This window comes from Saccharopolyspora hattusasensis, assembly GCF_050972075.1.
Lineage (GTDB): Bacteria > Actinomycetota > Actinomycetes > Mycobacteriales > Pseudonocardiaceae > Saccharopolyspora > Saccharopolyspora hattusasensis.
In genome coordinates, this window is sequence record NZ_JBPCDC010000001.1 from 7,984,632 (window position 1) to 8,008,809 (window position 24,178).

Sequence of the window (24,178 nt, forward strand, 5' to 3'; positions counted from 1 at the left end):
GATACCGGCACCGGATGACGGTATTCGCCGAACGCAGGCGCCGGACGTGACGCCTGGGTTGGGCGTACCACGCAAGTGGTACCCGAGAACGAGCTGGGGACGATCCGATGTACCCGATCTCGACGTGGGGGAACGCGCATGCGGTGCGTGCTGGCAGGCGTCGACGGCTCCGCTGAGTCGGCGACTGCGGCACTCTGGGCAGCTGACGAGGCATCCCTGCGTGGTGTGCCAGTGCGGCTCGTGACGGTCGTCGCGAGTGGCGACAGCTCGCAGGCATGGAGCGTCGTGCGCAGCGCCGGCGAGTTGTGTTGTCGTGAGCATCGCAAGATCGATAGTGCCGAAGACGTGGTGCACGGATTCCCGCCGGATGCACTGGCCTTGGAGTCCGTCGACGCCCAGTTGCTCGTCGTCGGTTCGCGCGGCCGGGGCGCCGTTGCCGAGACACTGCTGGGATCGGTGAGCAGAGCGGTTGCGGAACGAGCAAGCTGTCCAGTCGTCGTCGTTCCGCAGCATCGGACCAGTTTCGCCCTGGGCCCGGTGGTGCTCGGTGTGGCAGACCCGCCATTCGGTTCGGCGGCAGTCTCGTTCGCCTTCGCAGAAGCCGCCCTGCGGGACACCCCGCTGCTGGTGGTGCACGTGTGGCGACCGGTCCCAGGCAAGCAGTTCCGGACCGCGCCCGCATCGATGGCGAGGTTGTCGACAGTGGACGAAGCCCGAACCGGCCTGACAGTGAATCTGGCTGACTGGACGGCAAAATACCCGAACGTTCAACTAGGCACGGACGTGCGCTACGGCAATCCCGCCGAGGAGTTGAGCCTCGCCGCCTCCTCGGCCCAGCTGCTGGTCCTCGGCCACCACAGCAGGGTACTCGGGTTCGGCTCGGTCGCGCGCAGCGTCCTGCACCGTGCGGACTGCCCGGTCGTGATCGTCGGCGAAACCCACCACGGCGAGGACCTTGATTTCGCCGAAGAAGGGAGAAGAGCTGATGAATGACGAGACCGGCAAGACGCGGACCCAGCACCCCGACGTCGCCTCAGCGACGTGGGAGGTCACCGAGCGTTCGGTGAGCGTCGACGACTTCGCGGCGCGCTACGACGTCGGCGCGGTCGAACACCTGGTCGTCGATGCGCAGCCGGAGACGATGTACCAGGAGCTGCGGCATCTCGACCTGCTCACCATCAGGTCGCGAACCGCGGACCTGGCCATGTGGGCGCGGGGACTGCCGGAGCGGCTCAAACGCCGAGTTCAGCCTCGGGTTCCGACCCGACTGACCTACGACGACCTGTGCGTCAGCGGCGACTGGGTGCTGCTCGGCGAACAGCCAGGCCGGGAAGTGGTTTTCGGTGCGGTTGGCAGGTTCTGGACGCCGATCGTGCGCATGGAGGAGGTCACGGCCGAGGAGTTCGCCGAGTACGGCAAGCCCGGCAGGGGAAAGATCGTCACCTCGCTCTCGGTGCGCCCCTACGGCCGCCGCAGCAGCCTGGCCACCTACGACATCCGCGCCACGCTCGACGACCCGATCACGCGCCGGATCTTCACGCTCTACTGGCGGACGGTATCGCCGTTCGTCAAAGCCATCATGCGCGCCACCCTGCGCGCTGCGGCCAAGCATGCGCGCGCGTGAGTGATTTTTCTGGCGAGAAAAGGGCTCTAGGAAGCGCCGGGGTAAACCGGCATGAGGAAAGGGATGAAAGCGCCCGACATCGAAGGAGTAGCGATCCACGGTGGCCCCGAGCCATGCGTCGACGACCCGTGAGGGCGTGGCGAAGCGTTGGACAGGGGTACGTGCAGGCCGGGCTATGGAGCCGCGAAATCCCCACTTCGGGGTGCTGACGTTGTTGGAGCGGCGGAAGGCAACACTGCTGGCGGCGTTATCGCGAGTCGCCAGTGGGCCCCGCGCGGTCGGAGAACCTGTGCATGTACGGAGTCCTCATGTGCGAGAACCGGGAGATCCCATGCTCGCCCGTCTGCCTGATCAGCAGGCGGGCCGTTCAGGGAACGCTGAGGCGGTAAGCCTGGGATGAACGAGTGTGGGAAGTCGGACGGCCCCGTAGTACCTGCGAACCCGCCGAACAAAGCCGCGCCTGTGGTGGCGGAGGTGGGGGAGGAAAGGGGGTCGGCCAAGGGGAACACGGCCAGCAAAACACGCCCCGGACACAGAGCCGGATCGGGTGTGCCCAGTGCGCTGGCTCGTGTGCGGCAAGTGGCACGACGGGATAGGGATGCGCGGTTCACCGCGCTGCTGCACCATGTCGACCTGGATCGCTTGCGGAAGGCGTATTGGGCGATTCGCCCGAACGCCGCGCCGGGGGTGGACGGGGTGACATGGGAGGTCTACGGGCAGGATCTGGAGGCGAATCTTCATGATCTGCATGCCCGTGTTCATAGCGGCGGGTACCGGGCGAAACCCTCGCGGAGGGCGTACATCCCGAAGGCAGATGGGCGGCAGCGGCCGCTCGGGATCGCCGCGTTGGAGGACAAGATTGTCCAGCGGGCGGTCGTCGAGGTGTTGAACGCGATCTACGAGGTGGACTTCCGGGGCTTTTCCTATGGGTTCAGGCCGGGGCGTAAGCCTCACGACGCGTTGGATGCGTTGGCGGTCGGGATCGAGCGGAAGAAGGTGAACTGGGTGCTTGACGCGGATATCCGTGACTTTTTCGGTCAGCTTGATCGGGCTTGGCTGAGAAAGTTTCTTGAGCACCGGATTGCGGACAAGCGGGTCTTGCGGCTGATCGACAAGTGGTTGGCTGCGGGGGTCGTCGAGGACGGGACGTGGACGCAGAGCGACAAGGGCTCACCGCAGGGGGCATCGGCGTCCCCGCTTTTGGCCAATGTCTACCTGCACTACGTCCTCGACCTGTGGGCTGACTGGTGGAGAAGCCACCACGCGCACGGTGACGTGATCATCGTGCGGTGGGCGGATGACTTCATCGTGGGGTTCGAGTATCGACAGGACGCCGAGCGGTTCCTCGGCGAGCTTCGCGAGCGGTTCGCGAAGTTTGGGCTGGAGCTGCACCCGGAGAAGACGCGACTGATCGAGTTCGGCCGGTTCGCCGCCGGGAATCGACGGAAGCAGGGACTGGGCAAGCCGGAGACGTTCGACTTCCTGGGCTTTACGCATATCTGCGGAAAGACCCGGACCGGACGCTTCGGGTTGCGGCGGTTCACGATCTCGAAGCGGTTGCGGGCGAAGCTTGGTGAGGTGAAGACCGAGCTGATGCGACGCCGGCATCTGTCCGTCCCCGAACAGAGCACATGGCTGGCCAGCGTGGTGCGCGGGCACTTTGCTTACTATGCCGTGCCCGGCAACAGCGCAGCGGTGAACGACTTCCGGGATCAGGTGACACGGCACTGGTATCGGGCGCTTCGGCGACGTAGCCAGCGCACCCGCTTGACCTGGGAACGGATGAACCGGCTGGCCAACCGGTGGCTACCGCAGGCTCGTATCACGCATCCTTGGCCCAGCGAGCGCTTCGCCGCCAGAACCTAAGGCAGGAGCCCAGTGCGGTAGTTCCGCACGCTGGGATCTGTGCGGGGGGCCGCCCGTGAGGGCGGTCCCTACCGCGACCTGCTTCTTCCGTAGGTTAGGCGTGTCCGGGGATTGACACATCTACCGAGACATGACACCGGTAAGAATCGGCATTGCCGCTCACGGCCCGATGGACGCCGGTCGTGAGTGAGTGTTCCGGTAAGAACCGGCATCATCACTCACGACCGCACGGCCGCCCGGTTTCCCGTGGAAAGATCGCCGGAATGGCGATCGATGTGTGCGAGATTCGGGTCCTGTTCTTCGACGTGCTCGGGACCGTGGTGGACGAAGCAGGTTCGGCAGCGGACGAGTTCGAACGGGCAGTACACGACGCAACCGGTCAGAGCGGACACGGCAAGCCGCTGGCCGCAACGTGGTTGGGCGAGTGTACCCAGCGGCTGAACTCGATTCTCGGAGGTGAGTCGTGGGCGCCGCTGGAGGAGATCAACCGCCACGCCCTGGCCACAGCAGTCGAAGAACAAGGACTCACCGTTGACGCCTCGGCCCTGGACCGGCTCGCACTGGTCACCCGACGGCTGCGCCCGTGGCCGGATGCGGCGCCTGCTCTCCGCGCCTTGTCCGGACGTTTCACCCTGGCGGCGCTGTCCAACGCGACCACGGCGATGCTCGCCGCTATCAGCCGCCGAGGCGCTCTACCTTGGCACTGCGTGCTTTCCAGCGAACTCGTGCGCTCCTACAAGCCCGACCCCGCGGTGTACGCGATGGCGCTGGATCTTCTCCGCGTCGAACCCGAGCAGAGCATGCTCGTCGCGGCACACCCCTGGGACCTGCGCGCCGCAGCGGCGAAAGGCATCCGAACGGCATACGTGGCCCGGGCAGGAGAGGGCGCCCCAGAACCCACCGACGCCTTCGACGTCGAAGTCGACGACCTCGCCCACCTCGCACGCACATTGATCGAGTGAGAGGACGCAGGGCAACTTTTGCCAAATTACTTGGAAAAGGGATTCTCTCGTGGGCAGACGGGTGCGGTGACGGCCACGGATGGGGGCCTCAGCGTTGCACGGGCGCTGGCCAGCGTCGGCACCGTAAGGTGCTGGCTCGCGGAACGTTTTTACACGCTGTGTGAACGGCTCTGATCAAAACACCTCAGGTTTCGAACGCTTCGGCGGCGCCGTTGACGAGCATGTCGCCGATGTCCCGGCGGGGCGAAGCGACCGACGGCGCGCCGTGGCCGATCCGCAGCAATGCTCGTGGGGTGACGTTTCCACCGAGCAGCCGTTGGAGCTCCTCGCGTGTCTCCGGCACCTCGACGACCTCGGAGATCATCGACGCGACCAGGCCTTGTGCGGTTGCGGTCAGCCACAACCGCTGCAGCGCCTGCCCGGCCTGCAGGTCTGCTTCTCGGCTGTTGTGCCGGGTGCACAAGACGACCAGCAAGGGATGGGTTTCGAATTCGGTTCCCGGCGCCCGCTCGGTTTGCCCGGCGGTGAAGTCGCGGTGCACCCACTGGTCCTTGGGTTCCGGTTTGGGGCCCGCTGCCGACACCGGCACGCCCTCGGTCGTGTCATCGGCGCGTCCGATCCATGCGGCCATTTCGGTTCGGAAGCGCGGGTCGGCCATCTGCGCTCGATGCGCACGATGCACCAACCCCTCAAGCGTGCCGTGCTCGCCTGGCTGTACCACGTGCAGCCAGGCTTGCTCTTCATGAGCAGCGCGCATCAGCAAGTGCCGGTCCTCTGTGGACACAGGTATGTTCCGGAACGGATGCCGGTGGCTGTGCCGCTCGGTGATCGCCTCATAGCACCGGAGGTCGACCGGGCGCTGGTGAGCTTGGCCGCCGCCGCGCACCTCGGCCAGCGTGGTGGCGGCTGCCAGGTGCGGGAGCAACGTCACCACCGGCCGGATGCCCGCTTGTTCCAGAGCGAGTCGCAGGTTGAACAGCGCCGCCCCGCACGCCAACCGCAGTTCCCTGTCCTCGGGGTCGGCGATCGGCAGGTGCCGTTTCGGATCCGCGTGCAGTTCGATCAGTTGGGGCAGGATCCGGAAGCGCCACGGCTGGCTGTTGTGCAGCGATGGAGCCATCCCGGCCAGCCGGATGATCTGCTCCGTCTGGCCTGATGTCAGCCCGAAGGCCGCGGGGAACGCTCGCATTCACGACTCCTCATCCGCGCGTTCGATGCCGTCACTGTGACTGTTCGGATTTTGCCGGGGCGAGGGTCCAAGTGCCTCTGAACTGCACCGGAGGCGCGAGTGACGAAGTGCCCTAATTCCGGTCGAATGCATGGCGCAGCCTTGGCATCGACACCGATCCGCTCGGGGAGCCAGTGATGAACGGTTCACCGGGAGACAACCTGCAATGGCTGGTCCAGGCGCTGCGGTCGATTCCCAACCCGTTGCGACGCCGGGAGCGGGACGTTGTCGAACCGATGTGGACTCGCTTGCGTTGAGGCAGGAGTGCGAGGTGGGAACCGTGGTCGGCTACGAGGTTCTCGTGGTGGGGGTGGACGGATCGGACGCGAGCGCGCGAGCGCTGCGCTGGGCCCTCGATGAAGGACGGCGGCGGTGCATACCGGTGCACGCGGTCATGGCTTGGACATCGCACGCTGTTCTCGCCGGGCCGGGCCCGATGTTGATGCGTCCTGGCCTGGCGCCGCACCACGTGCGGGAACAGCTTTGGGAGGACCTGAAGAATGTGGTGCGCGGCTGCATGGGCGGAACCACGACGCCGGAGGTCCACATCGAACTCGTCGAGGGTGATGCTGCCGAGGTGTTGGCCGAGCGGTCGGCGCACGCCACGATGCTGGTCCTGGGTGATCGTGGTCACGGGAGGGTCGCCGACGCGATTCTGGGCAGCACGGCACTGCGGTGCATCCACAAGGCACGAAGCCCGGTGCTGGTCGTCCCCGAGGGAATGCCGGAGCGGACCGGGCAACATGAACAGGCCGGCGTGGCCTCCCTCGATCCCGCGCTCGATTAGGGCGAGTCAGCAGTGAGGGGAGATCGATCGGGATGAATGAGACCAGTCGCAAGGCTGTGGTGGTGGGGTTCGATCTGACGGAGTCTTCCCGACGGGCTGTGTGGTGGGCAGCGCGCGAGGCATCCAGTCGGCGTCATCCGTTGATGCTCGTGCACGTGCTCACGTGGCCGTTCGAAGAGCTCGCCCCGATCAAGGTGCCAGGCGAAGGCGACGTCCTGGAGCCGCTGCAGAAGATCCTGCGACAGGAACTCGCGGAATTGGTCGCCGGCTGCTGGGAAATCGACGCGGAGCTGGAAGTGCACAGCAGCATGCCGTTCGGGGATCCGGCGGAAATGTTGGCGGACTTGGCCGGGGAGGCCGAGGTGCTGGTGCTCGGCGGGCCGCGCATCGAGATGGAGCTCGGGGTGCTGGGCTCGACGTCGGCGGAACTGCTGACGCGGCGTACTGGGGCTCCCATCGTCGTGGTGCGTGGTGGCCGCGAGCAGCTCGGTTCGGCGCCGGTCGTCGTCGGCGTCGACGGATCATCGGTCAGCCGACTCGCCATCGGTTTCGGCTACGACTTCGCTTCCCGTCACGGCAGCGAACTGGTCGCGGTGCACGCTTGGAGCGACCTTCCGCTGGACCCCTTCGCCCGGGTGCAGCAGTGGGAGCTGCCTTGGGGCGAGGTGCGCGAAGAAGCCGAGGAAGTGCTCGCCTCATCCCTGTCGGGCTGGGGTGAACGGTTTCCCGATGTCAGCGTTCGGCGGGTGGTTACGCCGGAAAAGCCCGCCGAGGCGCTGTTCAGAGAAGCCGAGGGCGCGAGCCTGCTGGTCGTGGGCAGCCATGGGAGGGGACGAATCCGTCGCAGCCTGCTCGGCTCGGTGAGCCATGCGGTCGTCAACCGCGCCTCTTGCCCGGTCGCGGTCCTGCGCGCTGGGTAACGCGCCTGCCCTACTGCGCTTGATGTCCTCCTGCGGTACGGACGACAGCTACCGGGCACTGGGCGTGGTGCAAGACTCCTGCGGCCACCGAACCCAGGAAAAGCCCGTCGAACCCGCCGCCGCCCCGGTGCCCGACGACGAGCAGACATGCGTCGCGTGCCGCGTCGGTCAAGGCAGCTACGGGGTGTCCCCGCTGTGCCACCTCGCGCACCGTGACCTTTGGGTATTCCGCGCGCAGGGCAGCGGTTTGCTTGCCCAGCGACTGTTTGATCCCCCGCTCCACCTGTTCGCGGTCGACGGGTGCCAACGGCACGGCGAGCAGGCCTTCTTCGTGCCACACCTCCATCGCGACCAGGTCGGTGCCCAGCCGCTCTGCGGCGGCGAACGCGAACCAGAGCGCTTCCTGGCTGCACGGTGAATCATCCACACCGGCGACCACTGGGCCCACGGTGGTGGGGATGCCCTTGCGCACGATGACGACCGGGCAGGCCGCGTGGGTGGCCACGCCGACACTCACCCCGCCCAGCAGGGCGTCGGTGAAACCGCCATGCCCACGCGCACCGAGGACCACCAACTGTGCTTTCGCGCTCTGACGCAACAGCACCTCGACGGGATGACCGGTCGCGACTTCGGCGGTCACCGCAAGATTCGGCCGGTTGGCACTGCACTCCGCCGCGGCCTTCTGCACTGCCTTCTCGGCGTAATCGGCGCGGGCCGGATCGTCGTTGGTGATCACGACGTGAAGCGGCGCGCGGCGGCGATCCGCTTCCGCGGCGGCCCAGACGGCAGCGGCGATCGAGCTGTCCGATCCGTCAACGCCCACCACGACGGGCTGGTCCGGTGTTGACACGGCACTTCCTCAACCTTTCGTGTCACGGACGACAGCGACCGGGCACGGGGCGTGGTGCAGCACCCCGGCGGCCACCGATCCCAGCAGCAGTCCGGTGAACCCGCCGCGTCCGCGGTGCCCGACAACCAGCAGCCGTGCATCTTCGGCTGCGGCGGCGAGCTCGGCGACCGGGTGTCCCCGCTGGGCGACCTTGCGGACAGGCACATTCGGGTAGGACTCGGCCCAGCCAGCGAGCTGCTCTGCCACCCAGCGCAATGCTTCGTCGTGCAGATCGGCCAGCTCGTATTCCAGGCGGGGCACGACCGGCGCGTACTCGATGTCCTGCCATACCTGCATGGCCACGAGCCCGGACTCAAACCGGGACGCGGCGTCGAACGCGTATTGCAGGGCGGCGCCGCTGTGCGGGGAGTTGTCCAGCCCGACGACGACCGGGCCGCCCTCGCGGCGCCTCCGGACCACGACGACGGGGCACCGCGCGTGGGTAGCCACCTTGGCGCTGACCGAGCCCAGCAAGGTCGCGGCCAGCGTGCTTCGTCCGCGGGAACCGACCGCTACCAGCACGGCACCGTCGGAGAGCTGCAGCAGGACGTCCGCGGGGTCGCCGGGCACGACGTCCGAGGAGACTTCAAGGCTCGGGTGGTCGCCTGCGATCTGGTCCGTCACGGGCCCGAGGATTTCCCATGCCTCGTCGTCCCACATCGGGTCACCGGACGCCATCACGACGTACAGCTGCTTAGCGGGCCGCAGATCGGCTTCTCCAGCAGCCCACCGAACGGCCGTCAGCGACGATTCGGAGCCATCCACTCCGACGACAACCCGCCCACTCGACTCCATGCCAAACCTCCCACTGCCTGCCTCCTGGGTACCCCGGGCCATCTTCGGCACATAAGGCCACTCGGCCCTAGCTAGTGCTAGTGGGGCCGCGGTTCTCGGTGATGGCGACAGCGATCACGGTCGGCGCGAGGTAGGCGGCGGTGGCTCCGACCAGGCGTTGGCACCGATTCGCCGCGAACAGCGCATGGTGTGGGGACGTTGGACTCTGCTGCGGCGCTGGCTCCGCCCTTCATCGTGAGGCGTCGACTCGAGCAGTGGGAAGGTCGCCGTCATCTTCCTCATAGGTTCGGTTCGCTTGGTGCACCTCGGGAGGTTCCGATGCTGAGACGCTACGAACGGCGCCTTCTCGAGGAGATCGAGCGGCAGCTGTGTTCCGAAGACCCGGAGTTCGCGCAAAGGATGACCCATGTGCGCCCATTCATGAAGGTCTTGGGGTGGCTCACGGTTCGCAGGGCTCTCGGAATTGTGGCGGCGTTCCTCGCCCTGCTGTGCGTGGTGTTCAACGAAGGTACCGGATTCTTCGTTGCCGGGGCACTCGCCGCAGCGCTGTTCATGTCCGAGAGTTGGCAGATCCAGACCGAATGACGAGGAGTTTCGCGATGCCCACGACAGAGCACTGGTCGGTCGACATCTATCTCACCGAGCTGACCGGCGAGCCCGCACACCTGCACGGCTAGTCCGCGCGTCGAACGGGAGCGTCCGCAGGCGCTGCTCGCAACGCATGCATATCCGCCACCCCCGCCTTGCACCGATTCGTCGAGGACTGCGGCACTGCTTCCGACCTGGCCGTCCACCGGCACGACCTCGCCAGGGTTCACCACCAGCAGGTCGCCGACGCTCACTTGGTCCACGACAACGGTTTCGAGCGCGCCATCCGCGTATCGATGGGCGAACCGCGGCGCGTGTTCCATCAAGGCGCGCAGGTCATGGGAGGCCCGGCGCTGCGCCGCGGCGTCCAGGGCCTGCCCGGACGCCAACATGACCGCGATCAGCGATCCGGCGAGGTACTCGTGCACCACGAGGGTCCCACCGAGCGAGAGCACGGCGATGAGATCTACCCCGGTACGTCCGCGCCACAGCGCGTGCGCCATCCACGTCAGCGCGGGCACGATCGCTACCGCGGTTCCGGCCACCCACGCCGCGCCGGCCGTGCTGGCGGCGCCAACCGCCCAGGCGATGACGCCGAGCAGCAACGCTCCCGCAGTGACAGCGAGAAGGGTTGGCTCGAACCACGGCCGAACGCGGCGAGCAGCGTTCGGCCACCTGGGTACTGAGCGTGGTTCGGACATCATTTGTCGTTGTTGTCTTCGTCGATGCGGATTCCGCTGGCATTGCCGAGGGTTTCGACGAAGACGAGAAGTCCAGTGAGTCCAGCACCGCGCTGGGGAAGGCGCGGCCGCTGTCCGCCACGCCCTCCAGTCGTTCACTTGCCCTTGCGCATCACCGGGATTTCCTTGCGGGTCTCGGCTTCTCGGCGTGGCATGTGGATAGTGAGGATGCCCGCTTCGTACTCGGCGTTGATGTCTTCGGTGTTGCAGCTGGTCGGCAGCAGCAGGGTGCGGCTGAACGAGCCGTAGTAGAACTCGCTGTGCCGGTCGGTGCGTTCTTCGTGCTTGCGCTCCGCGGTGATCTTGAGCTGGTTGCCCTCGACGTTGATGTGGATGTTCTTTTCGGGGTCCACGCCGGGGAGTTCGCAGCGGACCACGAACTCGTCCTTCTCAGTGTAGGTCTCCACGCGCATCGCATGCCGTTCACCGAAGGGCCACTCGGTTTCGAACATCTGGAAGATGTCAGGCAGGCCCAGGCTCGGCCGAGGCTGCAAGCTGGTCATGGTGTCCTCCGTTCGCGAAAGATGGACAACGTCTACGGTCCGTCTTGCCATCCCTGTGGAATAGGGCCGACCGGCCCGTTCCGACCGGACGCATCGCGGGTACCCGGGCGGCGTTGAACTTGGACCCGTGGTGCCGGGGGAGTGTCGCGATGACAAGCCCGTGAGTGTTTGTGGGTGCTATGGCACCCAATAGCGCTCACGGCGGTCACCTGAGCGCCGTCGCGAGGTTCGACAGCCCGGACGGGTAAGCCACCTTCAAATCACGAAACGTGTGAAAGCGCGCTGTCTGGTTGGCTTGGAAAATCAGCCCGTTCGATGTGGTTCTTGATCGTGGACAGGAACCGAGCGGCGTCGGCGCCGTCGACCGGCCGGTGGTCGTAGCTGACGGACAGGTAGGCCATCGAGCGCACCGCGATCGTGTGCCCGCCCGTGCCGTCGGGGCGGGGAACCACGCGCTCCACAATGGCTCCGGTGCCCAGGATCCCGGTCTGCGGGGGGTTGAGGATCGGTGTGTCGAAGAGCGCGCCGCGGCTGCCGGTGTTGGTGATCGTGAACGTGCCGCCGGCTAGCTCGTCCGGGCTGATCCGGCCATCTCGCGTGCGCCCGGCGACGTCGGCGATGGCGACCGCCAGCCCCTCGACATCGAGGCGGTCCGCGTCGCGGATGACGGGCACCATCAACCCACGCGGGGTATCGACGGCGATCCCGAGGTGACAGGCGGAGTGGTAGGTGGCTGTGGTGTTGTCGTCGCTGACCGAGGCGTTGAGCATAGGGTGCTCGCGCAGCGCCTCGATCGCGCCCTTGGCGAAGAACGGCAGGAAAGACAGCCTCGTGCCGGTGCGCCCGGCGGCGTGTCTGGTTCCGGAGCAGGCGGTGCGTCACTGTGCGAGGCGGGCACTGCCCCTGCGGGCTCGACGATGGCCAGCGGTTCGCCCACCGCGACGGTGTCATTCTCCTTGGCCAACAGCTCGCGGATCGTGCCGGCGAAGGGTGCAGGCACTTCCGTGTCGACCTTGTCGGTCGCCACCTCGAGCAAAGGCTCGTCGGCAGCAACGGTGTCGCCGGCCCGCTTGAGCCAGCGGGTGATAAGGGCTTCAGTCACGTTCTCACCGAGCGCAGGCATGGTCACATGGGTGCTCATTGGACGTCGTTCTCCAAACGTTATTCGGCGAGGTCGAGGGCGGCACGGACGATGCTGTCGGCGTCGAGCCCGTGGTAGCGGTACACGTCCTCGAGCGAGCCCGACTGACCGAACCGCGTGACTCCAAGCGCGGAAGTCGGCACCCGGTTAATCGTGGCCAGGAACGACAGTGTGTGTGGATGTCCATCGAGGACGGTGACCAGCGGTGTCGCCCGGTCCGCAGCGAACACCTGGTCCACGATCCACGACTCTGCCTGCTCAAACCCCTGGCGCGCGCGCACGGCGCGATATAGCAGGTCGGGGCTGGTCACGCAGATGACGTCGGCGATCGTGCCTGCGGCCTCGAGCCGGTCGGCGGCCGCGAGCGCCTCGGGCACCACGGCACCCATCGCGGCGATCGTCACCCGCGCACCTTCCCGCCGCCGCAGCGAATACGCACCTGCCACCACTTGCCGGCGCCGGCGCTCCCGTGCCGCCGGGTCGGTGGGCACGGCGGCTAGAGACTGATCGACCGGCCTCGTCGACAACCTCAGGTAGGCCGAGCTGCCGTCCGGCCCGCCGAGGCGGGCGAGGCTGGCCAGCAGTGTCCACTATGTATCGATCGCGAACGCCGGCTCATAGGTCACGCACCCGGGCTGCTCGAGCCCGATGGACGGGGTCTTGATGGACTGGTGCGCACCGCCTTCTGGCGCCAGCGACACGCCTGATGGGGTGCCGATCAGGATGGACTGGCCTCCGGCGTAGATGCCGTAGGACCAGGGTTCCAGTGCCCGCTCGACGAACGGGTCGTAGAGCACACCGATCGGCAGCAATGGCTCGTCCCACCGGCTCCAGGTCGCGCCCAGCTCGCCGAGCAGGCTCACCAGGTTCACTTCGGCGATGCCGAGCTCGATGTGCTGTCCGGTCGGCTTCTCCCGCCAGTGCAGGATGGTCTCGGCGTCGTCGGCGAACCAATCCCGACGTTCGGTCAGCGACCACACCCCGACCTTGTTCACCCAGCCACCGAGGTTGGTCGTCGAGCTGACGTCGGGGCTGACGGTCACCACGCGGCGGGCGACGTCCGGCGCCTCGCGCGTGAGATCCAACAGCACCCGACCCAGGGCGGCCTGGGTCGTCGCCGTCCCGGACGGGGTGCGCCCGATATCGGTCGGCACCGTTGGAGGCGTCTGTGGGAGTGGCCGAGATCGCCCGGCAGGTAGGGCTCGGAAAGACAGTGGTCTCCCGGATCGCTCAGACCCTCGTCTCCACGGGGCTCTTGGAGCGAGAGCCAGGCGGCTGGTACCGCATCGGCCTGCACGCATTCGAGATCGGTAGCCAGTATCAGCTACACCGGGTGCTTGAGGAAGCCGCTTCATCATGGGCGTGTCCCGTTATGCGGAGTAGTAACCCGATATTCGGAACAGTAGGGATAGCTCGCGCAGGGAGCACCTACATCGTCCGGACTCAAGGACGTCAACACCCGGAAGCGCGACCGAGGTGGCCCTCGACGGTAGCTGGGTCTTTCCGGTGGGCCGCTCCCAAAGAACTGCAGTCATTTCCGAAGATCGACTCCCGCAAACTCCGAAAGTTTAGGAATGATGCGACGTGAACGATGAAGCACCGGGCCGACTGCTTAACACGACGCGGGCAGTCCGGGTCATGGAGGAGATCGGAGTCGACGCACTGATTGCGACGACGCCCGAGAATGTCACGTACTCGAGCAACTTCTGGGCCCTGCCACAGTGGCTTCGGCGGGGTCCTCAGGTGTATTTCGCGCTGTCCCGGCAGGCGCTGCAGGAGGATTCCTGGCTGGTCGTGGGGACCGGGACGCTGGATCTTCTCGCCAGCCAGCAGGTCTGGATCGACAACGTCGTCCGTTATGGCTTCTTCTCGCTGACGGGATCCGTAACGAGCCATGGGCTCGACAGTGACTGGGTCTCGGCCGAGCAGAAGCGTCTCAGCGACCTGCTTGATTCTCCGTATGGGGATGGACCGGCGAAGGCGCTGGCCCACGCCATTGAGAAGATGGGACTGACCGCCGGCCGTCTGGGCATCGACGAGTTCGGGATCACGCCGTCTGTACTGGCCGAGAGCTGCGTGAACTGCTTCCTCAGTGCGAGATCGTTCCGGCGAGCGAGGCGTCCAGGAAGATACGGGCAGTCAAGACCGCGGCCGAGGTTGCGCGGCTGACCAAGGCTGCGCAGGCCACCGAGCGAGCGATCGAGGCGACGTTCGCCGAGGTAAAACCCGGAGTGACCGAGACGGAACTGTCGAAGGTGTTCCTTCGGGAGCTTATCGATGCAGGGGCGGACCCTGCCCTGACCGTCCTGGGATGCGGAGTACGGTCCGCCCTGTCCAGTGCCACTCCGTCGAACTACGAGCTGTCGATCGGCGACATCATCCGCTTCGATGCCGGTTGCTACTACGAGCACTACCGTGCCGACATCTCGAGGTGTGCGGTGCTCGGCGAGCCGACCCCGAAGCACACCCGAATTTACGACGCAATCCTCGCAGGTCAGGACGCGGCCCTGGCGAAGATCCGGCCCGGCGTCGCTGCGCGGGAGGTCTACCATGCGCTATGGAGGTGGCCCGGTCCGCCGACCTCCCGGACTACGAGCGGAATCATGTCGGGCACGGAATCGGCATCGAGGGATACGACATCCCCAATCTCACTGCCCAGAACGAGACGGTCTTTGAGGCCAGCATGACGCTGTGCATCGAGACGCCCTACTACGAGCTCGGCTGGGGCGGGTCTCCAGGTCGAAGACACGGTCGTCGTCACCGACACCTACGAGACGTTGATGTCGACAGGCCGGCACCTGCGCGTCCTAGAAGTCCGATGAACGGACCAAGTCTCATGGGCTCGCTTGCAGCCCGCTGTTCCGAAGCCGCAGCGGCCGGTCAAGGCGGCTTGCCGGTAATAAGGCGCGCTGAGGAGTGCGTACTCGATTTGGTCGCGTTGGCGATCGGTGGATCTCAAACCGAAGTGGGTCGAATCGCGCTGCGCAGCAAACTGGGGCGATCCACTCAGAATCGGTCGGCAATGACTGGTTGCTCGGTCCTCGGTATGCAGGAAAGGTTGTCGGCTAGCGACGCCGCCGGCTTGAACGGTCTGCTTGGGCATGCGCTGCAATGCGACGACGGCATGAGGAGGGCGCACGGCCACCCTGGCATCGCGGTCATTCCCGCGGCGCTTGCCTCGGCCGAGGCAAGCGGGGCAAGTGGACGGACATTCCTCTCCGCGGTTATCTGACGGCGACCCTGGTCGGCAGCACGCTGGAGTTTTACGACTACCTCATCTTCGGCCAAGCCGCCGCGTTGGTGTTCCCCCGGCTGTTCTTTCCTGGCACCTCGCCCAGTGCGGGGGTGCTGAGTGCGTTCGCCGTGTTCGGTGTCGGCTTCGTCGCCCGACCGGTTGGTGCGGCTATCGCTGGCCACTACGGTGACCGTTACGGCCGTCGTGCTGTCTTATTCGTGACACTGGTTTTGATGGGGATCGCCACCGGTGGCATCGGGCTGCTCCCAACATACGGCGAGGTCGGCATGTGGGCGCCGGCCCTGCTGGTGGCGTGCCGGCTCGTGCAGGGGTTGGCGCTCGGTGGGGAGTGGGCCGGTTCCGTCCTTCTCGCTGTGGAGCAGCCGGAGTTCCAGCGGAGCATGGACACCAAGGCCGCGGTGCGGCGGCCGCTGCTGACCGTGCTGCGCGACCGGCCGGTCAACTTCGTGTTGTCTATGGGGTGCCGAATGGGCAACGACATAGCCTTCTACATCGTCACCGTTTTCGCCATCACGTATGTGACGCACGAGAAGCTCATGCCGACGACCGTGGTGCTCACCGCGACGATGGCGGCGGCCGGGGTCTCCGTGATCACCACGCCGTTGATGGGCGCGCTCGCCGACCGGGTCGGCGCGCGCAGACTGTCGGTGTATGGGTTGGTCGGGCTCGCCATCGGCGTAGCCGCATTCTTCCCGCTGCTCAACACCGGGCGGCCGACACTCGCCATCCTGGTGGTGGCGCTGACGAACGGCATCGCCGGCAAGGCCTTTTGGGCGCCGTACGCCGGGATCATGTCCACGCTGTTCTCCACCGGATGCGCTACAGCGGGATGTCGTTCAGCTTCCAGCTCGCGGGCATCCTCGGCGGTGGAATCGCCCCGTTCGTCGCCGCGTCGCTGCTCGAGCTCACCGATTCGTGGGTGCCGATCATGCTGTACGGGCTGGTCGCGATCGCAGTCAGCATCGGCTGTGGGATCCGCGGTGCGGCCGCATGATCGACCCGCGCGCGGCATCCGTGCCGGTGTCGAGAGTGCCAGTGTGGGGGAAGAGGCAAAACAATGACGTTGACCATTCCGAGCATGGCCGAGGTGACCGATACGCCGGCGCCGCGGCCGCCGGACAAGCTAGCCGCGTCGCGTTACGACGTTGCGTCCGGCGTCGATCACGAACGCTACCTCCCGTACGGCGCCTTCAAGTTCGAACGGCGCAACGGCGAATAACGGTTTGAAGTGATCCCGCTTCCGTCGACAGTGATCATAATGTTCACCGGCGGCAGGAAGGACGGGGATGGCGAGTCGACGGAGTTCGCCGGGCGGATCTGGAGAAGCTGCGCAAGGGCTATGCCCAGGCCCAGATGTATATCGCATTTTGAAAAAAGCGGCGGCCTGGTTCGCGAGCGGGAACAGGTAGAGTTCGAATTCATCGCGGGCCAGGCCGATCAGAAAGAGTTTCCTGCGGATTGTATGTGCTGGATCCTCTCTCAGCTCAGCAGTACTGGCGTGTTGGCGGGTCGAACAGCGGGGCGAAGCCCGTCGCTGTCGTTGATCGGCTCGCGGGCCACGGAGAGGACGGATGTACGGCTGTTTCGAGGTTCGCTTTTCGCTCGCCGGCCCTACGCTCGGATTCACCACGGTATCTGTGCGCGGGAGGTAGTCGTGGCTAGGACAGCGCAGAACGCAACGCCTGGTGCAGGCGCGCGGCGACATGGGGCGTGGTCGCGAGCCGGGACGGTCGGCCTGCCCGTCGCGGCGGAGTTTCGTCGGCCCGATGTTTGGGTGCGGTGTAGTGGGGGGGACGCGGCCCGCGCGGTGCGGGACGGTTGGGTGCTCGAATGGCCGGTTGTGGAGGCGACCGGCGCGGGGGTGCCACGGGCGTCGGCCGGCTGCGTGTCGAGCAGTTGAGGGTGTTCGATGCTGCGTACCTTGGGCGTGTTGGCCTCGCAGATCGTGGCTCCGGTGGCGGCCGCCGCGAGGAGCATCGCGGGCTTGGAGAGCGGGCGGCGGGCGTGGGCGTCGGAGGGGCGTGCGCACGTAGAGGTGCGCGGTGTTCATCAGCCGGGGACTGAGGAAGCCGGCGAGCGGATCGTCCGGCGCCTGGAGAAGGTGCCGGGCGTTGCCTGGGTCGAGATCAACGCCGCCGTGGGGCGGGTGGTCATCGGGCACGATCCGGACTTGGTGGGGATCGCCGAGCTGGTGGGCGCGGTGGAGGACGCCGAGGCGGAAACGGGGCTGGACGGGGAACCGTTCGCCACGGTCAGCGCAGATCATCCGGACAATCCGGTCAAGGTGTTCGCCGAGGTGGCGATGCTGGGCGCGAACCTGGCCGGCGCTGCGATCACGATGGGGGCCGAACTGCTGCCCTTGCCCGCCCTGCCGCCGTCTGTTCCGGCGCTGGTGTCGACCGGGGAATCGGCCTCCCGGGTCCGGGGGCCGTTGGAAACCCGGCTGGGCAAGACGGCCACCGATGTGCTGTTCGGGATCGGCAGCGCGGTGGCGAACACGCTTGCGCAGCGCCGGTCGAGTTTGCTGGCGGAATCGGCGTACCGGTTTTTTCTGTTGCGGGAGACCCAGGCCGCGCAGCGTAGCTGGGCCCGGTGGGAAGCCGGCGTCGGCAGGCATCCCGCCAGTCACCGCAGTGAGCCGGTGGCGGTTCGGCCGCGCCCTGTGCCGTTGCCCGATGGCCCGGTCGAGCGCGCCGCGAACGGTTCGGCTCTTGCCGGGCCGGCGGCGTTCGCGGGCATGCTCGGGGTGACGCGGAGCTTTCAGCGTGCGCAAGCGATGTTGGTCGCGGGCGCGCCGCGCGCGGCTTTGGTGGGCCGGGGCGCGTTCGCGGCTCAGCTCGGGTACGGGTTGTCCGAGCGGACGACGCTGGTGTTCGAACCCCGGGTGTTGCGGCGGTTGGACCGGGTCGACACGGTGGTGATCGACGCCGGCGTTGTGCGCACTGGTGCTCGGCTGGTGCACGACGTGATTCCCGCGCAGAGCGATCACGCGGTCGTTGAGCTGTGGGAACGGGCGCACCACTTGGTCGGTGTGACCAAGGCGGATGGAACGCGGCGTGAGGGTTGGTCGCTGTCTTCGGTGGCTCAGTCGCGGTTGCCTTCTGATGTGCGTGGCGCGGCGGGGCCCGGCATTGAGGTGTTCGCGCTGCGCCACGATTCGCGGAGGGTTGCGTGGGTCCTTGCCGCCGAGGAATTGGATCCTCTCGCCGAGGAGTTGGTCGCGGCAGCTCGCGGGGTCGGGTCGGTGGTCGTCGCTGGGGATGGGGCCGGTTGGCGGCGCAGATCGGTGTTGATCGCGTGGTTGCGGGTGGGGTGCGGCTTGCTTCGGCTGTGCGGGAGATGCAGCGGGAGGGCCGTGTCGTCGCTGTGGTGTCCTCGCATGCGCGGGCGGCGCTGGCGGCTGCGGATGTCGGTTTCGGTGTGACCCGTGATGGTGAGGTTCCGTGGGGTGCGCACCTGATCGCGGGCGCGAGCCTGGGGGAGCCGTGTGCGTTGTTGCGCAACGTGTCGACCGCGCGTCATGTCAGCAGGCGCAGCGCGCAGCTGTCGTTGATCGGTTCGGTCGGCGGGGCGGCGCTAGCCGCTTTCGGGCCCGCTATCGGGAGTCAGGCCCGTGCTGGAATTCCGGTGGCCGTGTGCGCGGCGATCGCGCTGGGAGCGGGGACGTGGTGGGGGATGCAGGCTGCGTGGCGCCCGGTTCCGCGCGCCGTGCCGCGCACTGCCTGGCATGCGATGGCGCCCGGCACGGTGCTGGACTTGCTCGACAGTTCACCAGAGGGCCTGACCGGTGATGCGGCGCACCAGCGTTTCCCGGATCATGACGAAGGAGCGGACTTCGGCCGGATGGGTGTGCTGCGGGCGTCGTTGGAAGAGCTGGCGAGTCCGTTGACGCCTGCCTTGGCGGGTGGGGCCGCGATCTCGGCGAGCATCGGTGCCGTTGCGGACGCGACGATCATCCTGGGCGTGCTGGGAATGAACGGGTTGATCGGCGGCGTGCAACGTATCACCGCGGACCGTGCGTTGAACAAGCTGCTGGCGGCCAGCGTTGTTCGGGTTGTGGTGCGCCGCAAGGAAAACGTGACGCAGTTGCCCGCTGACCAGCTCGTGCTCGGTGATGTGGTGGAGTTGGTGGCCGGGGATGCTGTTCCGGCCGACTGCCGACTCCTGGAGGCGGACGGGCTGGAGCTCGATGAGTCGAGCCTGACCGGCGAGTCGATGCTGGTCACCAAGACAGTGACGGCGACTCCGGCGGTGCCGGTCGCGGACCGGACCTGCATGATCTACCGGGGCACCGCGGTCGCCGCCGGGCGAGCCGTGGGTGTCGTGGTCGCGATCGGTGCGAACACCGAGGCCGGCAGCGTGATCGGGCCTGAGGTCCGACGAGGTGCAGATGGTGTCGCGGCTCGCCTGCAGACGCTGGCGAAGGTGACGGTGCCGGTCTGCCTGGGAGCAGGTGGGGTTCTGCTGGTCACGGACATGCTGCGGGGGCGTCGGTTGGGGACATCGCTGGGGCGGTCGGTGAGCCTGGCGGTGGCGGCCGTTCCCGAGGGATTGCCGTTCGTTGCCACCGTCGCCGAGCTCGCGGCTGCCCGGCGGTTGTCGAAACGCGGGGCGTTGGTGCGTAACTCCGCGACGATCGAGGCTCTGGGCCGGGCGCAGGTGTTGTGCTTCGATAAGACCGGCACCCTCACCGAAGGGCGGATCGCGCTACGGCGGGTATCCGACGGCGCGTCGAGCCGGTGGCTCGAGGACATTTCCACAGTGCAACGCCGAGTGCTCGCGGGTGCTTTGCGGGCAAGTCCGTTGGTGGACAACGGTGAACTGCTCCCGCATCCCACCGATCGCGCGGTCGTCGATGGCGCGCGCGGCGCGGGAGTGCACCCGGCCGAAGGCAAGGAGGGCTGGGTGCCGATCGACGAGATGCCCTTCGAGCCCTCCCGCGGCTACCACGCGGTGCTCGGCACCTTCAGCGACGGCAATCTGCTGAGTGTGAAAGGTGCCCCGGAGATCGTGCTGGCCCAGTGCACCCGGTGGCGCAGACCAGATGGCGACGTGCCGCTGGAGGGTACCGCTGGTCGAGGCGTCGAGCGTGTTGCCGAAAACCTCGCCCGGCAGGGCTACCGGGTGCTGGCTGTCGCCGAGCGGGCTGCTTCGGATCGCAGTGATCTCGACGAGTCCCGGATCCGGGATCTGCGGTTGATCGGATTCGTCGTGCTGGCCGACCCGGTACGGCCCACCGCGGCCGCCGCCGTCGCACAGCTCCAGCGGGCCGGTGTCGAGGTCGTGATGGTCACCGGCGATCACCCCAGCACCGCCGAGGCGATCGCCGCCGAACTCAACGCGCTCAACGAACGCCGCGTCATGACCGGCACCGAACTGGACACCCTCGACGACGAGCAGCTGGCGGCGGAAGTAGCCACCGTCGCGGTGTTCGCGAGGTCAGCCCGGCACAGAAGGCGCGCATCGTCGAGGCCCTGCAGCGCAACGGCCGTGTGGTCGCGGTGACCGGGGACGGCGCCAACGACGCCCCGGCGATCCGGTTGGCCGACATCGGCATCGCGCTGGGGCAGCGCGCAACTCCTGCGGCGCGTGAGGCCGCCGACCTCGTGGTCACCGACGACCGCATCGAGACCATCGTCGACGCCATCGTGGAAGGCCGCGCCATGTGGGCATCGGTGCGCGACTCGCTGGCCATCCTGCTCGGCGGCAACCTCGGCGAGATCGGCTTTACCGTCGTCACCGGTCTGATCAACGGCGGGGGCAGCCTCAACGCCCGGCAGCTGCTGCTGGTCAACCTGCTCACCGACATCCTCCCGGCGATGGCGATCGCGGTAAGGCCACCGCCGACGATCACCGCCGATATGCTGCTGGCCGAAGGCCCCGAAGCCTCGCTTGGCGCGGCGTTGACCCACGACATCTACCGCCGTGCCGCGGTGACCGCCGGGGCCGCGATCTGTGCGTGGATCTTGGGCAGGGCGACCGGAACCCTGCGCCAGGCCAACACGGTCGCGCTCGTGGCGCTGGTCGCCGCCCAGCTCGGACAGACCCTGGTCGTGCGCGGACGGACACCACTGGTCGTGGGGTGTGCGTTTGTCTCGTTCGTGGCCCTGGCCGCCGTCGTCCAGACACCCGGCCTGAGCCAATTCTTCGGGTCCAGCCCGCTACTCCCGCACGGCTGGATGATCGCCGCGGGCGCAACGACCGCCGCCACCGCCCTCAGCCTCCTGCTCCAACAATGGTGAACCGCCGTGTGTGAGCGCCAAGATCCCGTCACCGCAGCCATCGTCGGGCCCGACTCGGGACAACTTCGAGCAGACAAGACCTCCAGCCGACGGGCGATGAACTCGTGATGGGGATCGATCACGCGCGGCTTCAACGAGAACTGGACCTGGTACGGGAAGAACTGTCCGGCCAGTTCCCCGACGCGCGGCCCGGACAGATCTTGCACGCGATCAACACCGCGGCCGCCGAGCTGGTACCGCAAGCCACGATAGGAACCTTCCTGCCGATCCTCATACGCCGACGCGCGCAGGAAAGACTACGAACACGGCAATAGCACGCGAGCGGCACCGACACCGCGGCCAGGCCGCTTCACCGGAGGAACGTGGTGCGGAGGCCCCCGGATTTATTGATCGGAAACGTAAGGGTGTGCGATCTTCGTTGGTCTGGCGTGATCGGCAGCGCAAGCTGCGGTATGCGGTCGCCGAGCACACCCCGGTCATGTTGGGGCTGCCGGATGACCGCAGACCAGCACGACCGCCAGCACGAGTGTCGTGAGCGGTTTCAGGCGCTGTAGCCCCGAAAACCGCGCACGGACCACCTCGGAACGCAGAAGCGGAGACGGGAGGTGATCACAACCTACAGTTCGCACACTTCCGCACGGCACGAATACATGCTCGGCGCGATGTCTGCCTACTCGTGGTGGGGGGTGCTTCTCTTGCCGGATGCGGGTGGGTGTGGGTGTGGTGCCCGCACCGGGCTGCGCCGCTTACGAACCGGTTTGCCGCTCTCTCCTGTTCCGTGCGCTGTCGCATCGTGGGAACCGGTTTCTTTCGGTGTGCTCTTGGTATGTGTCTTATCGGTGCGCGGCCTGGAGGTGCGCCGGTCGGCCCCGCACGCCGGTCGGACTTCCTTTTCCTTTGCGGCACCTTTGGCTTGCGGGGCCATGCCGCGGGCCATGCCGGCATCGGTCGGTGTTCGAGCGCCGTCGTCGGAGCCCTTCAGCCTCTCACCGGCCCGGGTAAGGGCGCCGCCTGTGGTAGCCAAGACCATCCCGATACTGCGGGTCACGCCTGTGCGCAGCCGTCCGAACCGTCCCTGCCTACCGGATTCGCCTTTCTTTTCCTTTACTTGTCCAGTGCGGGACTTAGGCAGGTCCGTGGCCGCGTCGGAAATGGTCCGACCAGCGCGCTTCGAAACGGGCTGGGTCCGCTCACGGACTAGCGGGACGTTCGGCAACTTCCTACCCACGGTATGGCGAAGCTTCCGGCCCACGTTTCGGGCGGTCATTCGCAGCTTAAGCTTCATCAACCACCTCTGCACGTAACCGATGACGATCGCCAGAAACACCTTGATCCGGGTCATCGCAAACCTCCGGCGCTGATCACATTGCCGGAGATCGCGTCCGCCCAATAAGTGCGCATACTCGACCTCGGCGATGTCCGAGCTGTCGCGCTCGGTGTTCCCCAGTTCCGGCGGTTGAAACCACGAAGTGTGAACTACTTGTGCCCGTCGTCGCCCCGGACCAGCTGGGGCACTGGATCGGTTATCGACAGGCACCAGTGGGGTAGCCTCGGTGCATGGCTTCGCTGGGCAAGGCCGGGGCCAGGCCTCGGAAATTCCTAGCGCGATTGGCCGGATGGCTACGGGAGGCCACTGGGCGGATCGTCCGTGACTTGCTGGTCAAGGGCTCCGAGGTGCTACACCGAAAGGTTCCCGCCTGGTTGGACAAACTCGCCAACTCGGCGAGCAGTTCGCCGAGCGTGCAATCTGGACTGGCTGGGGTTTCCGCTGCTATTAGGGGGAAGCACCCGTTGTGGCCGGCGGTGAAGGCCGCGGTCACCGGACTGAGCGTCAAGGTCAAGGTCCTCCTGGTTGTTGGCCTTGCCCTCGTCCTACTGTTGGGGCCCGTGTTGCTCGTGCTGCTCTTGTTGTTCCTGATCGTTGTTGCGGTGATCAGGACGATGCGGGTTCGGCGCAGTGAGGAACTTTTTACTTTATGGTGATTGTGGGGTGATTCAGAGTTGCATCGCAAACAGCTCTTGAACCTTCACCGACTGACAGTGTCGGGAAGCCCCGCACGAATAGTTTTTTTAAGTGTTCGGACGTTGGCGTGCATACCGCGATCTTGGCATCGGGAGGGTCGTGATGTTGGTCCGGATCAAAGTGTACCTGGCAGCTTTCGTCGGCTACCTGCTGGGCCGATGGCGCATGGGGAAAGCCGCCTTGCGGTTCGCGCGCCTGCTGGCACGCAAGAAACTGAGCAGCATGCCTGGCCGCCGCCGGGCAGCCTCGAATCACAGAAGGCTACGGCTTCAGCGCGCAGGTGTGACCGCTGCAAGCGTTATGGCTGGCGCCGGCGCTGCATACGCTGCGTATCGCATGACTCGCTCGGTCGCGCTCGAATCCAGCGAAGCCGAGCAGCCGTCTGGCGAAGGCACTCCAGGGGAAGGAGCTGCGTCGCTGGGCGAGAGCAGGGACGAGACAATCGTTCCGCCAGAGGGTGCTATCCCGGCCGCACGCGAGGCACCCAAGACCAAAGCGAAGAAGGCAGCGAAGAAGGGGGCTCAACGCTGACCCGGTACCGAGCCACGGCCATCTAAATCAAGGCTACTGCATTCTCCGAATCTTCATGGCCGCTACAAGACCGGGTGAGTGGA

The 24,178-nt window shown here is 66.7% G+C and carries 24 protein-coding genes and 3 pseudogenes; 19 read left to right on the forward strand and 8 right to left on the reverse strand.

Going from position 1 to position 24,178, the window contains the following annotated elements:
• Nucleotides 1–138 precede the first annotated feature (138 nt).
• From ACRXBZ_RS37775 to ACRXBZ_RS37790, 4 genes are all read left to right on the forward strand, one after another.
• Nucleotides 139–993 (forward strand): universal stress protein, encoded by an 855-nt coding sequence (locus ACRXBZ_RS37775; protein WP_433883164.1) that lies wholly within the window; start codon nt 139–141, stop codon nt 991–993.
• Complete coding sequence (locus ACRXBZ_RS37780) at nt 986–1,624, forward strand: hypothetical protein (protein WP_433883165.1); 639 nt, start codon at nt 986–988, stop codon at nt 1,622–1,624. The genes ACRXBZ_RS37775 and ACRXBZ_RS37780 overlap by 8 nt, the downstream gene beginning before the upstream one ends.
• A 549-nt stretch (nt 1,625–2,173) precedes the next feature.
• Entirely contained in the window at nt 2,174–3,490 is a 1,317-nt protein-coding gene (gene ltrA, locus ACRXBZ_RS37785; RefSeq protein WP_433881700.1) for a group II intron reverse transcriptase/maturase, read from the forward strand.
• A 263-nt stretch (nt 3,491–3,753) separates the two neighbouring features.
• Nucleotides 3,754–4,452: a haloacid dehalogenase type II gene (locus ACRXBZ_RS37790; RefSeq protein ID WP_433883166.1), complete on the forward strand. Its 699-nt coding sequence runs from the start codon at nt 3,754–3,756 to the stop codon at nt 4,450–4,452.
• A 184-nt stretch (nt 4,453–4,636) separates the two neighbouring features.
• On the opposite strand, the gene ACRXBZ_RS37795 is transcribed toward ACRXBZ_RS37790, so the two are convergent.
• On the reverse strand, nt 4,637–5,641 hold the full coding sequence (locus tag ACRXBZ_RS37795; RefSeq protein WP_433883167.1) for an Acg family FMN-binding oxidoreductase: 1,005 nt from the start codon (nt 5,639–5,641) through the stop codon (nt 4,637–4,639).
• 310 nt (nt 5,642–5,951) lie between these two features.
• Here ACRXBZ_RS37795 and ACRXBZ_RS37800 point away from each other — a divergent pair, with 310 nt between their 5' ends.
• On the forward strand, nt 5,952–6,467 hold the full coding sequence (locus ACRXBZ_RS37800; RefSeq protein ID WP_433883168.1) for a universal stress protein: 516 nt from the start codon (nt 5,952–5,954) through the stop codon (nt 6,465–6,467).
• A gap of 32 nt (nt 6,468–6,499) precedes the next feature.
• Nucleotides 6,500–7,387, forward strand: coding sequence for a universal stress protein (locus ACRXBZ_RS37805; protein ID WP_433883169.1), 888 nt, complete (start codon nt 6,500–6,502; stop codon nt 7,385–7,387).
• A gap of 10 nt (nt 7,388–7,397) precedes the next feature.
• Here the strand turns inward: ACRXBZ_RS37805 and ACRXBZ_RS37810 are convergent, their stop codons facing one another.
• Nucleotides 7,398–8,237 (reverse strand): universal stress protein, encoded by an 840-nt coding sequence (locus ACRXBZ_RS37810; RefSeq protein WP_433883170.1) that lies wholly within the window; start codon nt 8,235–8,237, stop codon nt 7,398–7,400.
• A 9-nt stretch (nt 8,238–8,246) separates the two neighbouring features.
• Entirely contained in the window at nt 8,247–9,071 is an 825-nt protein-coding gene (locus tag ACRXBZ_RS37815; protein ID WP_433883171.1) for a universal stress protein, read from the reverse strand.
• A gap of 318 nt (nt 9,072–9,389) precedes the next feature.
• Between ACRXBZ_RS37815 and ACRXBZ_RS37820 the strand changes: the two genes are divergently transcribed.
• Nucleotides 9,390–9,656 (forward strand): DUF3040 domain-containing protein, encoded by a 267-nt coding sequence (locus ACRXBZ_RS37820; RefSeq protein ID WP_433883172.1) that lies wholly within the window; start codon nt 9,390–9,392, stop codon nt 9,654–9,656.
• A 221-nt stretch (nt 9,657–9,877) separates the two neighbouring features.
• On the opposite strand, the pseudogene ACRXBZ_RS37825 reads toward ACRXBZ_RS37820, so the two are convergent.
• From ACRXBZ_RS37825 to ACRXBZ_RS37845, 5 genes and pseudogenes are all read right to left on the reverse strand, one after another.
• Nucleotides 9,878–10,363: pseudogene (locus tag ACRXBZ_RS37825) on the reverse strand (heavy metal translocating P-type ATPase); the annotation flags it as partial.
• A 131-nt stretch (nt 10,364–10,494) separates the two neighbouring features.
• Nucleotides 10,495–10,902: an Hsp20/alpha crystallin family protein gene (locus tag ACRXBZ_RS37830; protein WP_433883173.1), complete on the reverse strand. Its 408-nt coding sequence runs from the start codon at nt 10,900–10,902 to the stop codon at nt 10,495–10,497.
• Between the two features lie 260 nt (nt 10,903–11,162).
• Nucleotides 11,163–11,696: a 2-oxo acid dehydrogenase subunit E2 gene (locus ACRXBZ_RS37835; RefSeq protein WP_433884094.1), complete on the reverse strand. Its 534-nt coding sequence runs from the start codon at nt 11,694–11,696 to the stop codon at nt 11,163–11,165.
• Nucleotides 11,579–12,043 (reverse strand): biotin/lipoyl-containing protein, encoded by a 465-nt coding sequence (locus ACRXBZ_RS37840; RefSeq protein WP_433883174.1) that lies wholly within the window; start codon nt 12,041–12,043, stop codon nt 11,579–11,581. Before ACRXBZ_RS37840 ends, ACRXBZ_RS37835 begins: the two co-directional genes overlap by 118 nt.
• Nucleotides 12,044–12,063: 20 nt before the next feature.
• Nucleotides 12,064–13,194, reverse strand: a pseudogene (locus ACRXBZ_RS37845) (transketolase-like TK C-terminal-containing protein); the annotation flags it as partial.
• Nucleotides 13,195–13,256: 62 nt separating this feature from the next.
• Here ACRXBZ_RS37845 and ACRXBZ_RS37850 point away from each other — a divergent pair.
• The 12 genes and pseudogenes from ACRXBZ_RS37850 to ACRXBZ_RS37905 all read left to right on the forward strand — a co-directional run bounded on the left by ACRXBZ_RS37850 (nt 13,257) and on the right by ACRXBZ_RS37905 (nt 24,095).
• On the forward strand, nt 13,257–13,631 hold the full coding sequence (locus ACRXBZ_RS37850; protein WP_433884095.1) for a hypothetical protein: 375 nt from the start codon (nt 13,257–13,259) through the stop codon (nt 13,629–13,631).
• 50 nt (nt 13,632–13,681) lie between these two features.
• A complete protein-coding gene (locus tag ACRXBZ_RS37855; RefSeq protein WP_433883175.1) occupies nt 13,682–14,212 on the forward strand; it encodes a hypothetical protein in 531 nt (176 codons plus the stop codon).
• A gap of 29 nt (nt 14,213–14,241) precedes the next feature.
• Nucleotides 14,242–14,714, forward strand: a pseudogene (locus tag ACRXBZ_RS37860) (M24 family metallopeptidase); the annotation flags it as partial.
• Nucleotides 14,715–14,879: 165 nt separating this feature from the next.
• A complete protein-coding gene (locus ACRXBZ_RS37865) occupies nt 14,880–15,275 on the forward strand; it encodes an MmgE/PrpD family protein (RefSeq protein WP_433884096.1) in 396 nt (131 codons plus the stop codon).
• Nucleotides 15,276–15,283: 8 nt separating this feature from the next.
• Entirely contained in the window at nt 15,284–16,360 is a 1,077-nt protein-coding gene (locus tag ACRXBZ_RS37870; protein ID WP_433884097.1) for an MFS transporter, read from the forward strand.
• The gene (locus ACRXBZ_RS37875) at nt 16,357–16,518 is read left to right on the forward strand and encodes a hypothetical protein (RefSeq protein ID WP_433883176.1); all 162 of its coding nucleotides are present in this window, start codon (nt 16,357–16,359) and stop codon (nt 16,516–16,518) included. Before ACRXBZ_RS37870 ends, ACRXBZ_RS37875 begins: the two co-directional genes overlap by 4 nt.
• 690 nt (nt 16,519–17,208) lie before the next feature.
• Nucleotides 17,209–18,723 (forward strand): heavy-metal-associated domain-containing protein, encoded by a 1,515-nt coding sequence (locus ACRXBZ_RS37880; protein WP_433883177.1) that lies wholly within the window; start codon nt 17,209–17,211, stop codon nt 18,721–18,723.
• Nucleotides 18,612–20,804, forward strand: coding sequence for a cation-translocating P-type ATPase (locus tag ACRXBZ_RS37885; RefSeq protein WP_433883178.1), 2,193 nt, complete (start codon nt 18,612–18,614; stop codon nt 20,802–20,804). The genes ACRXBZ_RS37880 and ACRXBZ_RS37885 overlap by 112 nt, the downstream gene beginning before the upstream one ends.
• A complete protein-coding gene (locus ACRXBZ_RS37890; protein ID WP_433883179.1) occupies nt 20,792–21,541 on the forward strand; it encodes a cation transporting ATPase C-terminal domain-containing protein in 750 nt (249 codons plus the stop codon). Before ACRXBZ_RS37885 ends, ACRXBZ_RS37890 begins: the two co-directional genes overlap by 13 nt.
• Before the next feature lie 107 nt (nt 21,542–21,648).
• Nucleotides 21,649–21,855: a three-helix bundle dimerization domain-containing protein gene (locus ACRXBZ_RS37895; protein ID WP_433883180.1), complete on the forward strand. Its 207-nt coding sequence runs from the start codon at nt 21,649–21,651 to the stop codon at nt 21,853–21,855.
• Between the two features lie 1,426 nt (nt 21,856–23,281).
• Nucleotides 23,282–23,524 (forward strand): hypothetical protein, encoded by a 243-nt coding sequence (locus ACRXBZ_RS37900; RefSeq protein WP_433883181.1) that lies wholly within the window; start codon nt 23,282–23,284, stop codon nt 23,522–23,524.
• Between the two features lie 142 nt (nt 23,525–23,666).
• Entirely contained in the window at nt 23,667–24,095 is a 429-nt protein-coding gene (locus ACRXBZ_RS37905) for a hypothetical protein (RefSeq protein WP_433883182.1), read from the forward strand.
• The last annotated feature ends 83 nt before the right edge of the window (nt 24,096–24,178 follow it).

Excerpts from the sequence above, each read along its gene's own strand:
- ACRXBZ_RS37775 (WP_433883164.1), top strand. The coding sequence starts at position 139 with ATGCGGTGCGTGCTGGCAGGCGTCGACGGCTCCGCTGAGTCGGCGACT.
- ACRXBZ_RS37780 (WP_433883165.1), top strand. The coding sequence starts at position 986 with ATGAATGACGAGACCGGCAAGACGCGGACCCAGCACCCCGACGTCGCC.
- ACRXBZ_RS37790 (WP_433883166.1), top strand. The coding sequence starts at position 3,754 with ATGGCGATCGATGTGTGCGAGATTCGGGTCCTGTTCTTCGACGTGCTC.
- ACRXBZ_RS37795 (WP_433883167.1), bottom strand. The coding sequence starts at position 5,641 with ATGCGAGCGTTCCCCGCGGCCTTCGGGCTGACATCAGGCCAGACGGAG.
- ACRXBZ_RS37805 (WP_433883169.1), top strand. The coding sequence starts at position 6,500 with ATGAATGAGACCAGTCGCAAGGCTGTGGTGGTGGGGTTCGATCTGACG.
- ACRXBZ_RS37815 (WP_433883171.1), bottom strand. The coding sequence starts at position 9,071 with ATGGAGTCGAGTGGGCGGGTTGTCGTCGGAGTGGATGGCTCCGAATCG.
- ACRXBZ_RS37820 (WP_433883172.1), top strand. The coding sequence starts at position 9,390 with ATGCTGAGACGCTACGAACGGCGCCTTCTCGAGGAGATCGAGCGGCAG.
- ACRXBZ_RS37830 (WP_433883173.1), bottom strand. The coding sequence starts at position 10,902 with ATGACCAGCTTGCAGCCTCGGCCGAGCCTGGGCCTGCCTGACATCTTC.
- ACRXBZ_RS37840 (WP_433883174.1), bottom strand. The coding sequence starts at position 12,043 with ATGAGCACCCATGTGACCATGCCTGCGCTCGGTGAGAACGTGACTGAA.
- ACRXBZ_RS37855 (WP_433883175.1), top strand. The coding sequence starts at position 13,682 with ATGGAGGAGATCGGAGTCGACGCACTGATTGCGACGACGCCCGAGAAT.
- ACRXBZ_RS37865 (WP_433884096.1), top strand. The coding sequence starts at position 14,880 with ATGGGCTCGCTTGCAGCCCGCTGTTCCGAAGCCGCAGCGGCCGGTCAA.
- ACRXBZ_RS37875 (WP_433883176.1), top strand. The coding sequence starts at position 16,357 with ATGACGTTGACCATTCCGAGCATGGCCGAGGTGACCGATACGCCGGCG.
- ACRXBZ_RS37880 (WP_433883177.1), top strand. The coding sequence starts at position 17,209 with ATGCTGCGTACCTTGGGCGTGTTGGCCTCGCAGATCGTGGCTCCGGTG.
- ACRXBZ_RS37895 (WP_433883180.1), top strand. The coding sequence starts at position 21,649 with ATGGGGATCGATCACGCGCGGCTTCAACGAGAACTGGACCTGGTACGG.
- ACRXBZ_RS37905 (WP_433883182.1), top strand. The coding sequence starts at position 23,667 with ATGTTGGTCCGGATCAAAGTGTACCTGGCAGCTTTCGTCGGCTACCTG.